Below are 16479 nucleotides of genomic sequence, written 5' to 3'. Positions count from 1 at the left end.
ACACACTACAGATTTATGGAAATTAAATTATTTATTTCTCACGCATACGCTCTAGCTAGAATTAGTCTTTTTAGAATTAATAAAAGATTTCTCTTCTCTTATTAATAATTTTTATTTAACGAAGTGTTATAAGGGTTTGATTATTAAATCAATATGAATACTTGATTAATATAGTTTGAATTTAGTTTGTTTAGTTTTTTATAGGGAGTTACTCTTTACTGTATGTAGTAGCTTCCTCTAAGAATGTTTCAAGTTCAATATTATATTCACTTCTAAATGAATTTTTAATTTCTTTTTAATATCTATAATTTATATGAAAATATATATATATACTTTTATTTACCTATTATTTTTTTCTTTTTGTTTAAAAGGTTTTTCGCAAAATACTACAACGATTTCCTTAGGAGGAAGTCAAGAAATAATTTACAATCTAGATACGGGAGAAGCTACTTATATTAATGGAAATGCTTCAATTATGAATTTTTATGCAGAGGTGAAAATTCCAAATTCAGTAACCAGTAGAATGTATACCAATAGAACGGTTCAAGTTTTAGGAGCTGTAACAACTATTGTAAATACTGGTTTGGGGCTTCCTACCATGAAACAATGGTTTGTGTTAGATAATAATAATCAATGTCGGTTTGGATTGACTTTAGAACATGTGACCCCCATTGAAACTAATTATATGGCACCTATGGTTGCTCAGGGGGCAAATGTTTTGGATTTAGGAGTTGGTGGAGAGATAAGAACTATGTCAATGCCTTGGTTCCAGCCCAATGGTGTACGTTGGGAATACCCAAGTATAAATGGAGATAATAGAAGCTATAATGTAACGACTTTGCATAATGTAGCTTCAAGGAATGGTTTTGTTTTGGGTGCTTTGACTCATGATAATTGGAGAAGCGCTGTTTTGACTAAAGGTGTTAATAACCTACTAACTAATTTAGAAGTTATGTGTGGAGCACCCATGAGTAGTATAAACAGTGAGCTTGAACATGGGAAATTAAGCGGCACAGTAATTACTTCATCAACTATGATGATCGGTTTCTTTGATAACTATAAAAATGGTTTAGAAGAATATGCGAAAACCATAGGGAGTATAACTCCTAAACTTGGAAGAGCTGCTTCATTGACTTTTGATAAGAATACCATCATTAGTTGGAAGACTTGGGGTAATGGTGCTAATAAAAACTCTTCAGATGTTTGGCCAACTACAGAATTAACGTCTATCCCGGTTTTCATTAAAGAAGAATTACAACCTACTGGATTTCAGAATACGGAGGGAAAAGTTGTAATTGCTGTTGCAGGTAATACTCCAGGTATTCACAAACCACTTAAGCCTTTTAGGGAGCAAGTGGATGCTAATGATCAAATAAAAGGTGCTTATAATGGCACTTGGAAATGTGGTAGCATTGATAATTTAGACCAAGTGGTTCATGCCGCAACTTCAAATTATACTCTTGGAGAACTTGTTTTAAGAGATCATGATGGTAATATTGTTGAATTTGTTAATAATGCGGGTAAAACAGTTTATGCTTTTGACCCCACTCATCCAGGAAATATAGCAAGATTGGAAAAAAACTTGAACACCCACCTAGTTCAAGGAAACCAATTTATTAGATTAGACTTTACTTTTTACGGTGGTTTTGAGGGTAAATTTTATAATCCTGAAATAAAAACAGGGGTCCAGGCTTATAATTTTGGAATGAAAAATTTGATTGATAAGTTGGAAGGTAAAATGCATATAAACTTAGCTATTTCTCCATATTTTCCATTCCAATATGGTCATTCAAGACGAATTTCAGGTGATACAAGCTATAAATTTGAGACTATCGAATATGAATTGAATGCTCTAGCAGGTGGATGGTGGTTAGGTAATGGTAACCTTTATGATAATTTGGATCCAGGAGATGTAGATTTTAATCCAAATGAAGATAATGAAGAAGCTACCATGTCTCAAATCAATGCTGCAGCTATAACTGGATATTTTCAGTCTTCTGATGATTTTACAGATCCTCACAGAAGGGATATGGCCCTAAAGTACCTTACAAAAACAAAAGTATTTAACGTTTTAAATAAAGGTGTTTCTTTTGAACCTTTAGACCTAGCAAGTGAACTAACACCAAATGTGTTTTATTATAAAGAAGAAAGTACTGGCATTTTGTATATCGCTTTATTTAACCATACTTCGGGCTCACTTCCTTTAAGTTTTGATATTGATAGAATTATAGATAATACTTCAAATTTAAGGCTTGATAATTTATGGACAGATGAGTTCCATGTATTGAAAGGTAATGACAATTGGACGTTCTATTTACCGCCACATGCTTCAAGATTGTTTAAGGTTTACCCAACGCAGCTTCCTGAACAAAATGTACCGGAACCTGAAGATGATTTAACCATAGGAGGATATGGCTACATAAAAGTAAAGAAGAACGGAAAGTTTTGGACAATGGATCCTAAAAATGGAGACCGATTAAGTGCATTATCGGATGCTCCAGACGTCATTTATTCAACGTTTAAATGGACTGAAAATGATGCTGGTAAAGTGTTATTAAAGGCTAAGGAATATGAAAATGACGACTCTAGAAAAAGTAACCTTAAATATTACACAAGTAACAGTACCCGAAGTCTCAAAGCAGAAGCTGGTAATCTAACAAATGCGCAATTTACATTTGAAGATTTAGGAAATTTTGAATTTAGACTTAGACCAGTTGATCCAATAACTTTTGGAGACAATACTAGCGGTATTGGGTACGTAAGATGGGATGAAGCTAATGGCGATATTGATGCCTCTGGTAAAACAGATACAGACAATACGGTTTTTATTTGGGTGCCAGAATTTAGCTTAGGTATTCAAGAGGATGTATTAAATAATGAAATTAAAATATACCCTATACCTGCTTATAATAAAATCTATGTTGACTTAAATGGTTTAGAAGCGGCAGAAATTTCATTAAAAATATATTCCATTTTAGGGAAATTGGTTGGCCAAAAGAATTTAACATCTAAGGGGAGTACAAGTAAAAATGAAATAGATATTGGCAATTTACAAGCTGGTATGTACATCATGAAAATAGAAAACGCAGGTAAAGTGCAGTTTTTTAAGTTCTTAAAACAAGATTAATTGTAGTTCATTATTAGTCTTGGTTCCGATAGAAATAACAAATTCAAAATAGAGCAGAATTATTAACAATTAAATTTAAATAACATGAAAAAAATTACATTAACAATGGTATTATCAATTTTCACAATAGTTTGCTTTGGGCAAACTAATGGAGACACAGGATACATCAAAACATCTGATGGAAATTACGTTACTCTGGCTGATGCTAGTCCTTCATCAATTACTGGTACGGCTGATACCAATTCTATTCTTACTTATAATGTTATTGATGATACTGATCCAAATAACGTTATAGTTTCTTTTCAGTCTGTAGCATTTACGCCTAACTACCTTAGATATTATACAGGAGGTGGTAATTTTGATGCTCCATTAGGCTTAGGTACTTTAGGAAATGCAAGGTATATAATTACTAAAGGTACAAATAATGAGTTTCAATTAGCACCATTTAAAACCGGGATAAATGGAATGCCACAAGGAACTTACGTTGTAGCTTATACTGCTAGTGTTCCAAAAATATCTTCAGGTATAGTGTCAGGGGCAGCAGGTACTGATGAAACTTTTACATGGGAAGTTGTAACATCACTAAGTACAAACGATAATATTATTAGTAATGATATCAAAATGTATCCTTCAGTAGCACAAGATATTGTAAAATTAAATTTTGGTTCTAAAATTGAAGGCAAGCTTTCTTTAAAAATATATTCTTTACTTGGTAAGCAAGTAAAATCTTTGGATTATGATTTCCCAAAGGGAACTAAAGAAATCAATATTACTGCATTAAATTCGGGAATGTACATTTTGGCTTTGGAGCATGCAGGTAAAAAGCAAAGTTTCAAATTACTAGTTAAATAATAAGTTATTAAGCACTAAGGTTAATATCATTTTAATCTTAGTGTTTTATTTTAAAAAAATTTATTTACCAATAAACTTTAAATCTAAAAAATAAAGAGAAGCATTAAGGATCAGTATGGAAACGAGTTAAGCCTAACTAAACTTAACTTTATAAAATAATAACTAAACTAACACATGAATTATTCAAGCTTAGATAAAGTAATAAAAAAAACAAAAGTGAAAACGGGAGTTTTATTTTTCGTTATCGTTTTTATTTTTGGACTGAATTCTTATGCCCAAACAGCCAATACTTATGGCTATATTAAGGTTAAAAAAAGCGATAAATATTGGACATTAGATCCAAATAATAATGATCAATTATCCATTTTGTCAGACACGCCTGATACAGAATATTCAGCCTTTAAGTGGACTATTAATGGAGAAGGCAAAGTGCTTTTAAAGGCTAAAGTATATGAAGATGAAGCCAGAAATAGTAATCTTAAATACTTTACCAATAAGAGTTATAGAAGTTTGTTGGCAACTGGTGGCAACCTTGATAATGGTCAATTTACATATATAGATTTAGGGAACAATGAATTTAGATTACGGCCTAAAGTACCTGTACAATTTGAAAACGGAGCAGAACATGCTTTAGGCTATGTAAGATGGGATGAAGCAAATGGAGATATAGATGCGGCTGGTGTAACTCCTGATGAAAACACCATTTTTGTATGGGAACCTACAGGAGATGTAGATGAAGAGATTGATTATTTAGTGCCAGTTGCAGGACAATGGACTAAAGAAAAAATAAACGATTGGTATGATGATTTACCGTGGTTAGTAGGGTGTAATTATAACCCAGCTACAGCTATTAATCAAATTGAAATGTGGCAGGCCTCTACTTGGGATCCTGTAACAATTGATAAAGAATTAGGATGGGCAGAAGATATGGGTATGAATACTTTACGTGTATATCTGCATGATTTAGTTTGGGAAGATGATGAACAAGGTTTATACGATCGTATGGACCAATTCCTAACTATTTGTCAAAATCATAAAATTCGTCCTTTCTTTGTGTTTTTTGAGGATGTCCATTATCCAGAACCTAAATTAGGTCCGCAACCCTTACCTGTAATTGCATGGCATAACTCTGGCTGGGTCAATTCTCCAGCAAGAGAGTTAGCATTAAGATATGCAGATGGATTGGCTACGCCTGAAGAAGTTGCAAAGTTAAAAGGCTATGTACAAAAAACAATAGAACATTTTAAAGATGATGCTAGAGTTTTAATGTGGGAACTTTATAATGAGCCTGGGAGAGGAAGTGGCGAAAACGGTGACTTAGAAGGCGAAGCAGGATCTGATACAAGCATCAGAGAGAAATCTAATAAGTTAGTATATAATTCTTGGGTTTGGGCACGAGAAATTAACCCATCACAGCCTATTATGTCCAATTCTGCTGGAAGTATAGGAGGAACTAATCGTAAAATAAATGAGGTAAACTCAGATTTACAATCAATTCATACTTATAAAGGACCAGAAGATGTAAGAACATTAATTTTAAACTATCAAAAAGGTGGTAGGCCAGTTGTAGTTACTGAATGGCTTGCAAGAGAAAAAGGAAGTACTGTACAAGCAATCCTTCCCGTTTTAAAAGATTTGAATGCTGGGGCAATAAATTGGGGGCTAGTATCTGGTAAAACAGGTACTATTTGGCCATGGAGTAGCAGAACAAATGCAAATGGTGGTTTAAATGGTAAGCGAGAAAGAGGAGAGGTTATTAATCCAGGAGATCCATTTCCTGAACCAGAACTTTGGTTTCACGATTTGTTTCGAACCGATGGAACGCCTTTTGATCAAGAAGAAATTGATTTATTTATATCGTTAACGAGTGATAACAATTTATCAATGCCCAGTAGAGGTAGAGATATTAATGAATTTATAATCTACTCTAATCCAGTAAATGATAAGATTAATTTGAATCTAAATAATCTTAGTGAAGGAGAAGTTCAATTAACGATTTATTCATTATTTGGCAAAAAAGTAAAAAACCTAGAACTAAAAAACATAACTAATTTAGAAGAGCAATCAATTGATGTCAAAGAACTAGAAGTAGGAACGTACTTTTTGACAATTAAAAGTTTTGGCTTATTAAAAACAATTAAATTTATAAAACAAAATTAGGTTTTTATCTCATTTCAAATAAGGTAGAATATAAAATTTAAAAAAGAAACGAGAATTAGCATTTGGCGGTGTGAGATTATAGTTTCTGTTAATAAATAGAGTATCAGTTAAATTAATGTATAACTAACACAAAGCAATTTATGAAAATTAAACTAGTTAATCTCCGCTATCTAGCTAGAAAACGGATCTTAATATTTATTATGAAAACATTTATATTTTTGATGTGTACTACCGTTTTCTCTTTATCAACGGTGAACATGTTTTCTCAGGAAAAAATATTAATTGACAAAGATCAATTGGTAACAGTTAAAGGTGTATTTAAAATTATAAAAAAACAAACTGATTTTAGTTTTGTTTATCCTATAAGTTTATTTGATAATACACCTAAAATTTATTTAAGAAAGGGAGAAATTAAAGTTTCAGAATTAGTTGGTAAAGTCCTAGAAGATAAAAACTTTAGTTTTGAGTTCACAGAAAATAATACAATTTATATTAAAAGTAAATCATTAGTCAATACCAATGTACAGAAATACCAAATAAATGGAATTGTTACTGACGAAAACGGACAGCCTTTACCAGGTGCAAATATTATTGAAAAAGGCACGAGTAATGGTGCTCAAACTGATTTTGATGGAGAGTTTACTTTAAATATCAAAGATAAAACATCAGTTCTAGTAGTATCTTATTTAGGTTTTGTTACTCAAGAAATTCCTGCAGGAAATAATAAAAAGTTCAATATTGTTTTGTTAGAATCTACTTCAAAATTGGATGAGATTGTTATTGTGGGATTTGCAAAACAAACCAAGCAAACACTTGTAGGTGCTGTAACTTCAGTAAAAGGAGAAACGCTTCAACGAGTAGGTTCAGTGAGTACTATTTCTGAAGCTTTACAAGGTGCAGTACCTGGTTTAACCGCTGTTAATAGTGGTGGGCGGCCTGGTGATGATGCGGCTCAAATATTTATAAGAGGAAACTCGTCATGGCAAGGAAATGGAGCTCCATTAACTTTAGTAGATGGTATAGAACGAGAAATTAATAATTTAGATCCTAATGAGATTGAAACCATATCTGTATTAAAAGATGCTTCGGCCACAGCAGTTTATGGTGTTAGAGGGGCCAATGGTGTTATTTTAATTACAACAAAGCGAGGTAAGATTGGAGCTCCAAAATTTAATGTGTCATCAAATTTTGGACTTAAACAGGTAACAGAAAAACCTGATTTTGTAGATGCTATTACGGCGCAACGCTTACACAACGAAGCAGCTACTAACGATAGAAATTGGAACATTCTTATTCCAGAATCTACTATAAATGCATGGGAACAAAACAGAGATCAAATAGGACCATATAATCAATATTTCCCAGAAATAGATTGGTTTAATGAATTGATTGGAACAGGTTTCGAACAAACATACAATATGAATGTTAGTGGAGGTTCGCCATTGGTAAAGTATTTTGTTTCCTTAGGACACAGAAATGATGGGGATGTATTCCAAACAAAGGCAAACGAAAATTTTGATCCTGCATTTAAATTAAAACGCTACAACTGGCGTTCAAATTTTGATTTTGATATTACCAAATCAACAAAGTTTAGTATCAATTTTGCGGGCAATTATAGAACGGTGTCACAACCTGCATTTGGTCAAGATAATATTTTCTTTAATAAACTTTTCAGTGCACCACGAAATCTTTATCCTATACGTTATGAGGATGGTTTTTATGGAACTGATCAAGACGGACTTACAAACCTAATAGCTCGTACTAACGAAGCTGGTCAAACAACATTTCAATACTACCAAGGGTTGTATGATGCCTTACTTAAACAGGAATTGGATTTTATAACCAAAGGGCTTAGCGCTAGTGCAACGATCAATTATACTTCATCTTCAAATTATGAAAAAGTAATTGCTGTTCCTAATTATGGTGACGGTGCAGCATCTCCTGATATTGAGATTATTCGGTACTATCGCCAATACGATTATTCAAATCCTATCACTAGTTCAAATGGAGATGTTACTTATCCTTTATTAAGTGAATTTAGGTATCCAACAACTGATATTCAACCTGGTTATATTTCATCTGGCACTCCAAGTTTAAGTGGTTATGGTCGTAGACTTAATTATAAATTTCAAATGGACTATAAGCGAACCTTTGGAGACCATGAGGTAAATAGTAATACTATTTTTTGGAGACAGGAAGAAAAACCTAGAGGAGGTTATGCTTATAAACGAGAAGAGTGGATTGGTAGGGTGAATTATTATTTTAAAAAACGTTATTTGTTAGAAGTTAATGGATCGTATTCCGGTTCTGAAAAGTTTGCTCGTGGCAAGCGTTTTGGTTTCTTTCCTTCAATAGGTGCCGGATGGGTAGTTTCAGAAGAACCATTTATTAAAAAGAATACAAAAAATTGGTTAGACTTTTTTAAGATAAATTATTCTTATGGAGTTACTGGTTCTGATAATGGTGGCGATCGTTTTCAATACATACAGACTTATAATATTAATAATAGACCTTATAATATCCAAAACCTATTTGGATATATAAACGTTCAAGAAAATCCTAGTTTTTTTGAAGAAGGAGCACTTGCGAATACAAACTCTACTTGGGAAGAAAGTCGTATTCATAATGTGTCGTTTAAATTGGAAGTGCTAAAAGGTCTTAGCGCAAACCTAGATCTGTTCAAGGAAGATCGTTCAGGTATTTTGATGAATGTTAGGCAACCTGTTTTTGTGGGAATTGACGCAGAAGCTACAGGGAATATTGGTGTTACAAAAAATCATGGTTATGAATTTGATATAGGTTGGAAATCCTCATTAGGAGATTTTAGCTATAATATCAATTTTAATACGGCTTTTGTTGAAAATAGAACCGTTTTTAGAAACGATCCAAGATTACGCCCAGAATATTTAAAGGAAGCAGGTAAGCCTATTGGTTGGAACGCTCGATTAATACAAACTGATTTATTTCGCAGTTTAGATGATATATACAATGCCACAGCTCCCACATTAGGAGGTGCTGTAAAAGGAGATTTAATTCCAGGGGACGTTGCATATGCAGATTATAATGGTGATGGCGCTATAGATTCCAATGATCAAGTAGTAATGGACGTACAACCAGGGCGTCCTTTAAGAACGTATGGTTTGAATCTTGGAGCAAACTACAAAGGTTTTGGTATGTCGGCTTTGTTGTACGGAGTAACTGATGTGGGCTATGTAATGCCTAATTTATACACACTTAGTTTTACCGGTGATTATTATGTACAAGCAAATTCAAATGCTATAAATAGGTTTACACCAGAAACAGCTTTAACGGCTCAAAATCCAGCACTGCATTTAGGAGTAGGAAATGCTTATAACCTTAATCCAAGTACACTGTCTTATCAAGATGGCGCCTATTTACGTTTAAAAAATATTGAATTCAATTATAAGTTTGATAAAGGGCTTGTTAAAAAAGCAGGAATAAAATCTTTACAACTATATGCTAATGGTAACAATTTATTCACTTGGTCCAAATTAGATAGCCAAATTGATCCAGAAACTCCAGGAGCCAATACTTATCCTGTGGTAAAACGTTACAATTTAGGTTTAAGAATAACATTTTAAGACATAAAAAATGAAAACAAAATTTAATATTACATTATTGATGTTACTATTTATAGGATTAACATCATGTGAAGATTATTTGGAAGTAAACCCTGAGTTTGGGTTAAGTGAAGATGTTGTTTTTTCTGATTACATTTCGCTTAGAGCTTATTTAGATAATTGTTATGTTGTTCTAAATGACGAATTGAACTGGACATCTCAAAACAGGTCACAAGGTGATGCTATATATGCTCTTTCAGACGAAGCAGGGAGTTTGCAAAATAATTCTTCTATAGTTGAATTTTTGAATACTGGGGCTTGGACAAATCATGATGATGTTCCAGAAATTGGTTGGAAAAATCCAAATAACAGACTTTGGAGGGCTCCTATATTTAATAATGCTTCATATGCTATTCGTATAACTAATAAAGTACTTGAAGCTCTTGAAAATGATATTACAGCTAACCTTTCACAAGATGAAAAAGATGAATTAGCAGGGCAGGCTTATTTTTTAAGGGCTTGGTATTATTTCGAAATGATTAGACGATTTGGTGGTTTGCCACTTTTAGACAAGGCTTATGCGGGGGATGACGACGTTGATTTAGTAAGGAAAACATATTCTGAAAGTTCAGAATGGTTAATTTCTGGTTTAGACCAAGCAATTGCTTTGCTTCCACACCGTTGGGAAGATATTCAAGCAGGACGCGCTACTAAAGGATCGGCTTTAGCATTAAAATCAATGGCTGCCCTATATGCAGCAAGCCCATTGATGCAAAATGATACTAACAGTACGCAATATTTGGATTACAGTCAATCATGGGCTGAGCGTGCAGCAGAATATGCTAACAATACGATAAAATATGTTGCAAGTGGCGTTGGAGGAAGTGGTCCATCTAATTATAGGTTGATGAATGGTTCTGAATATAAAAACATTTTTTACCACGAAGAGGTCAACATATCTGATGAATCGTTATGGTATAGATTTGATATCTCGCATAGTAATCATAATAGAAAAAGTATCCAACAGCTTTACCTACCTCGAAGACTTGCTGGAGGTGATGCAAGATTCACAAATCCTACTCAAAATATAGTAGATATGTTTGAGGTTATTAATAATGGTAATGCCTATTCTATACATGACTCTCGCTCTGGCTATGATCCTCAAAATCCTTTTGTAAATCGTGATCCAAGGTTTTATAATAATATACTCTATCCTGGTGAAGAATGGAGTGTTGCTAGAAATGGTAACAAAACTTATCAAGAACTTTATGTTGATGGTACGGATTATATAGAAACAAGTACTAACAATAATACTAATGCAAGGGATATATCTGGTTATGTGTGTAAAAAGTATATCTGGCCAGAAGCAACAGATGGTCCAAGACAGTGGGAGCTTAATACGTTCAATACTATTTATATAAGAGTTGCTCAAGTGTATTTAGATTATGCCGAAGCCATGAATGAGGCTTATGGTCCTACTGCAGATCCAAAAGGATATGGTTTAACAGCTGTTCAAGCTATAAACATTGTTCGAAATCGAGTTGGTATGCCAGATGTTTTACCTGAATTTACTAGTTCTAAAACAGCTTTTCAAGATAAAATTAGAAACGAAAGAGCAGTAGAACTTATGTGGGAAAATCACAGATGGTTTGATTTACGTCGTTGGATGATTGCAGAAGATGTATTGAGTAAACCAATACGAGGTGTAAGAGCTATTCCTCCTACAGGTCATGAATCGGTTACGGATAAAAGTACGTTGAATTTTACTTACGAATATTATAATGCACCTAGTGAACAACGTGTATTTAATCTTCGCCATTACTGGTATCCAATGCCACTAACAGATGTTCAAGATTTATTTAATTATAAACAAAATCCAGGATGGTAATTATGAGTTACACTATAGAGAAAAAAATAATGAATATAACTAAACTAAAATATTTCTTATTATCATTTTTTATGCTTCTTTTTATGAAAAGCTTTGGGCAGGATGATAAAAATAAAGAGTCGATCAATATTGACGCTATCATTGTCAGTGAAATGGATGCACCAATAGAAGGCGCATTGATATCCTTAGGAAAAGGAATGGTTAAAACCCATACCGACAGTAATGGACACTTTACACTACAGGCTAAATCAGATAATATACTTTTAATAAGTGCTGTAGGGTATGAGGACAGAACAATTTTGTTAAAGACAGAAACTATAAATGATAAAATTGTATTAATTGAGCAGCCTTATTTTTCTGGATTCGCTTATGAAATAATGTTACCCGCAGGAGGTAAAACCTCGCAACGTGAGTTAACAGGTGCAATAAGTACAATCAAAGGCGAAACATTAGAATCTTATCCTGATGCTGTATTTCAAAATGCATTACAAGGCAGATTGATGGGTTTAGTAACTCAAATGACAACCAATGGACTAGGAGATAATACTCCTAATTTATTTGTTCGTGGCTTAGGAAGAGAAAATAATAATGGCGCATTAACACTAGTCGATGGTATTGAAAGACCTTTAGAATATCTATCGGCTGAAGAAATTGAAAGCATCGAAGTCATTAAAGATGTTAGTGCAAAAATATTATATGGTCCGCGTGCTGCTAATGGAGTGGTATTGGTAACAACTAAGAGAGGGCGAAATAATACTCAAATCATAAGAGGAAGTTTAGAGTATGGCGTTTCAGCTACTACTAGAATTCCTAAATATTTAAATAGTGCAGATTATGCAACATTGTATAATGAAGCTAGAGCTAATGATGGTTTTTCTGCCTTCTATTCGGCTGCAGATATTGAAGGGTATAGACAAAGTATAGGCGAAAATGATTTGTTATATCCTGATGTTAATCATATTGACTATTTTTTAGAAGATAGTGCCCCATTTAAAAATGCGAACTTTGAATTTTCTGGAGGTACTGATGATTCTCAATACGCTATTTTTATTAATTATCTTGGATTAGAAGGTATTGAAAAAGTAGGAGAAAAAGTTGTTAAAGACCGTTTTAGTCTTCGAGGAAATTTAGATGTTCAAATTACACCAAAACTTAAAGGACATCTAGATGTTAATGGCGTTATTGACAATAGGAATTGGGGAAAATTAGGCGAGAATCAAGTTTTTAGTAAAATAAATACTGAGCGTCCAAATGAGTTTCCATTTGTGATTACTGATCCAAACCTTAGTCCTGAAGTTGTTGGATTAGGAGTAGAGGTTTTACCACCTTTGGGCGGTTCGTTTTTAAATCCAAATAGTCTTTATGGAGACAAAATTTACGGAGGACTTCAAGATAGTCAAGTGTTTTTTGGTCAAACAAATTTCGGTTTAGATTGGGATGCCAGTGGTATTACAGAAGGTCTTGAGATTAGTACAACTGTGAATTTTGATAATTTTCAGTTCAGTAATTCAGGTCAAATTCAGAATCCAATTCGTTATGCTTCACAACGTTTTATTGATGCAGGTGGGCAAGATGATTTAGTTTATTATAAATTAAACCAAAGAGAAATCACCGATAACAGACAAGGTGGAGGCGATGATATTAGAAGATCTATAGGATGGCGATCTAATGTTAAATATAAAATGGATTTACGAAAAAATAATAAATTAGCATTTGACTTATCTTATTTTTATTTCTTAAATCAAGATAAAGGTCGATTGCAAGATATTGAAACATCAAACACTTACTTTAAAACTAGCTTCTCGCATAAAGATAAATTCTATGTTGATTTAAGTTATGCTCTTATGGGGAGTAATAAATTTACTGGAAATAAGAAATATATGTTATCACATTCAGTTAGTGCCGCTTGGGTACTTAGTGAAGAGCAATTTTTGGCTGATTGGGAAAATTTAAATTACCTTAAGTTTAAAACAGGTTATGGCGTTATGGGGTATGATAATGCGACCTCATTTTATTTATATGATACAAGGTATAGTAGAAATGGGTCTATCAGTTTCGGAGAAAGAAATACTGGTGGCGGGAATTTAAGAACTGGCTTTGACAATTTCGGTAATCGAGATTTATTGTGGGAAACCGCAAATGAATTTAATATTGGTTTAGAAGGTTCTGCGTTTAAAAACACTTTACGATTTGAGGTTAACTATTTTAATCAAGTTAGAGATCGAATTATTGTTGATAATCCAACATCAATATTTAACACGATTAATGGAGGGTTAAATGTACCACAAAACTTAGGAAAGGTTGTGAATAATGGTTTTGAAGCGTCTGTAGATTGGACAAAAATCGTAGGAGACCTTAATCTTAATATTGGAGCGAATGCTTTATTTTCTAAAAATGAAGTCAAAGCTAATAATACTGTTTTTGATCCTACCACAAATGTAAATACTATCGGAAACCCATCAGATGCTATCATTGGATATGTTTCTAATGGATTATTCAAAACACAACAAGAAGTTGATAATGCGCCGTTTCAGGCATTAGGACCTTACGGGGTTGGAAACGTTTCTTATAAAGATTTGAATAATGATGGTGTTGTAAATGAGCAGGATCAAACGGTAATAGGTAACAATTTTCCTAGAACTACTTTAGGAATTACTTTAAATGCTAATTATAAAGGATTCGGATTGTCCATATTAGGTGTTTCGGAACTAGGAGTTAATTTTATAAAATCCAATGACTATTTTAGAAATAGCGGAGAGGGTAAATACTCTGTATTGGCTAATGATAGATTTCATCCGGTAAACAACCCAAATGGTACAGAACCTATTTTAACAACATTAAGCCCTCTTAATGATACTAGAGGATCAACATTTTGGTTAGATAGTGCCTCATTTTTTAGATTAAAAAATGTGGAATTAAGTTATTCTTTATCTAAAGATTTGTGGACAGTAAAAAACATGAAGTTTTTCCTAAGAGGAGCAAATTTATTTGTTTTGTCTAACATAAAAGATCTCGATCCAGAAGTTTCAGATTCTGGTGTTAATAATTATCCTTTATTCAGAACTATAACAGGTGGTGTAACATTAGGATTTTAAAAAATTAAAAATGATGAAAAAACAATTTATTAAAATTATATTATTTGTTCTATCTATAGTTATGGTTTCCTGTTCTTTGGAACCACAGATAGATAATACATTTGGTGGAGATTTTGCTTTTACTAATCCAGAATCTATGGAAGGATTCTTGCTAAATGCTTATGGAAATATACCAAATACAATTACAGATGAATTTGGAGGAGATTTTTTAGATGCAGCAACAGATAATGCGGTTTCTAATGAGTTTGGGAACGGCGTATATCGTTTAGGTTCTGGTGGTTTAACACCAAATACTACACCTTTAAATAGATGGAATCGCTCTTATACTCAGTTTCGTAATATTCATATTTTTTTAGAAAATGGATTAAGTGATAACGTAAAGTATAGTATCCTTTCGGAAGAACAAGATGCATTAAAGCGAAAAAATCTAAAAGGTGAAGCTTTCTTTTTAAGAGCTTGGTGGGGTTTTCAATTATTACAAGTTTATGGCGGTAAAACTGCAGATGGAAGAGCTTTAGGCTATCCAATTGTCACTGGCTCGTTATTGGACGAAGACTCACAAGATCTAGAAAATACAAGAAGAAATACTTATGTAGAGTGTGTGGATCAAATTTTAAAAGATATTGATTCTGCTTATGCTAATTTACCTTTTGTGTATAGTGGTAATGATCCAGTACTCGGTAATAGTAATATCGGTAGAGCAGATGGTCAATCTTCATTAGCACTTAAATCTAGAGTAAGTTTATATGCCGCTAGTCCAGCTTACCAACCCGATACTATTATTACCATTTCTGGAATGGGTCAATATAGTGTTACTAACCAAGCGGCTTATACAAATAAATGGCGTACAGCAGCAATACATGCTCAAGAAGCTATTGATGAAATAGGTATTTTTACGAGTTTAAGTGAAGCAGATTTTAATAGTAATAATACGCCTAACGAGTTTATTTTTAGAACTTATCATGGCGGATCAAATTTAGAAGACACCAATTACCCAGTAGTTGATTTTGGAGCGGCACGTACGGGGCCTTCTCAAAATTTGGTAGATGCTTTTTACTCAGCCAATGGGTACCCTATTGAAGATCCGCGTTCTGGTTATGATGCAAGTAACCCTTATGACAATAGGGATCCTAGATTATATTTAAACGTACTATATAATGATAGGGAGTTTAATAATAGAAACCTTGAAATTTATGAAGGTGGTGTGGATTCTAGATCTATTTTTCCTAACAATACAAGAACAGGTTATTATGTGAGAAAGTGGATGTCACTTGCTCCAGGTTTAAATGATGTTGATGCACCAGGGGGAGATAGACATTATAACCCTCACTTGCGTAAAACAGAATTGTATTTGAATTTAGCTGAAGCTGCAAATGAAGCATATGGTCCATTAGGCACTGGAGACGGCGTAGCTCAAACAGCGGTTGATATCATTAAGGAAATTAGAACTAAAGCAGGAATTTCAGATAACACGTATGTCGATGAAATTGCTACATTAGGAAAAGATGCATTCAGAACATTGATTTACAATGAACGCCGTTTAGAATTGGCATTTGAAAATCATCGTTATTTTGATTTAAGACGTGCTTTATTGCCATTAAATGAAACGGTAAAAGGGGTAAAGGTTATTAAAAATGATGATGGTTCATTTCAATATGAAACTTTTGATTTAGAGCCTAGGAATTTTAATGACATTAAGTATTACTATGCACCACTTCCTTATGATGAATTAATAAAAAGTCCGAATCTAGTTAATAATTTAGGTTGGTAAAAAAT

The 16479-nt window shown here is 33.2% G+C and carries 7 protein-coding genes; all 7 read left to right on the top strand.

Annotation, left to right across the window (positions count from 1 at the left end):
* The first annotated feature begins 313 nt into the window (after positions 1 to 313).
* The 7 genes from HNQ90_RS11585 to HNQ90_RS11555 all read left to right on the top strand — a co-directional run bounded on the left by HNQ90_RS11585 (position 314) and on the right by HNQ90_RS11555 (position 16474).
* Complete coding sequence (locus tag HNQ90_RS11585; protein ID WP_144116158.1) at positions 314 to 3127, top strand: T9SS type A sorting domain-containing protein; 2814 nt, start codon at positions 314 to 316, stop codon at positions 3125 to 3127.
* Positions 3128 to 3211: 84 nt separating this feature from the next.
* Entirely contained in the window at positions 3212 to 3979 is a 768-nt protein-coding gene (locus tag HNQ90_RS11580; protein WP_144116159.1) for a T9SS type A sorting domain-containing protein, read from the top strand.
* Positions 3980 to 4153: 174 nt separating this feature from the next.
* On the top strand, positions 4154 to 6139 hold the full coding sequence (locus HNQ90_RS11575; RefSeq protein WP_144116160.1) for a T9SS type A sorting domain-containing protein: 1986 nt from the start codon (positions 4154 to 4156) through the stop codon (positions 6137 to 6139).
* A 200-nt stretch (positions 6140 to 6339) separates the two neighbouring features.
* Positions 6340 to 9741, top strand: coding sequence for a SusC/RagA family TonB-linked outer membrane protein (locus HNQ90_RS11570; RefSeq protein ID WP_172625847.1), 3402 nt, complete (start codon positions 6340 to 6342; stop codon positions 9739 to 9741).
* A gap of 10 nt (positions 9742 to 9751) precedes the next feature.
* Entirely contained in the window at positions 9752 to 11608 is a 1857-nt protein-coding gene (locus tag HNQ90_RS11565; protein WP_144116162.1) for a RagB/SusD family nutrient uptake outer membrane protein, read from the top strand.
* 2 nt (positions 11609 to 11610) lie between these two features.
* Complete coding sequence (locus HNQ90_RS11560) at positions 11611 to 14703, top strand: SusC/RagA family TonB-linked outer membrane protein (RefSeq protein WP_183822344.1); 3093 nt, start codon at positions 11611 to 11613, stop codon at positions 14701 to 14703.
* Between the two features lie 10 nt (positions 14704 to 14713).
* Positions 14714 to 16474, top strand: coding sequence for a RagB/SusD family nutrient uptake outer membrane protein (locus HNQ90_RS11555; protein ID WP_144116164.1), 1761 nt, complete (start codon positions 14714 to 14716; stop codon positions 16472 to 16474).
* The last annotated feature ends 5 nt before the right edge of the window (positions 16475 to 16479 follow it).

The sequence above is a fragment of the Algibacter amylolyticus genome (assembly GCF_014202225.1).
In the GTDB taxonomy this organism is placed as follows: domain Bacteria; phylum Bacteroidota; class Bacteroidia; order Flavobacteriales; family Flavobacteriaceae; genus Algibacter_B; species Algibacter_B amylolyticus.
This window is presented reverse-complemented; position numbering and strand designations above follow the sequence as displayed.

What these genes read in the sequence shown, in the direction of transcription:
- HNQ90_RS11585 (WP_144116158.1), top strand. Translation starts at nt 314, where the DNA reads ATGAAAATATATATATATACTTTTATTTACCTATTATTTTTTTCTTTT.
- HNQ90_RS11580 (WP_144116159.1), top strand. Translation starts at nt 3,212, where the DNA reads ATGAAAAAAATTACATTAACAATGGTATTATCAATTTTCACAATAGTT.
- HNQ90_RS11575 (WP_144116160.1), top strand. Translation starts at nt 4,154, where the DNA reads ATGAATTATTCAAGCTTAGATAAAGTAATAAAAAAAACAAAAGTGAAA.
- HNQ90_RS11570 (WP_172625847.1), top strand. Translation starts at nt 6,340, where the DNA reads ATGAAAACATTTATATTTTTGATGTGTACTACCGTTTTCTCTTTATCA.
- HNQ90_RS11565 (WP_144116162.1), top strand. Translation starts at nt 9,752, where the DNA reads ATGAAAACAAAATTTAATATTACATTATTGATGTTACTATTTATAGGA.
- HNQ90_RS11560 (WP_183822344.1), top strand. Translation starts at nt 11,611, where the DNA reads ATGAGTTACACTATAGAGAAAAAAATAATGAATATAACTAAACTAAAA.
- HNQ90_RS11555 (WP_144116164.1), top strand. Translation starts at nt 14,714, where the DNA reads ATGATGAAAAAACAATTTATTAAAATTATATTATTTGTTCTATCTATA.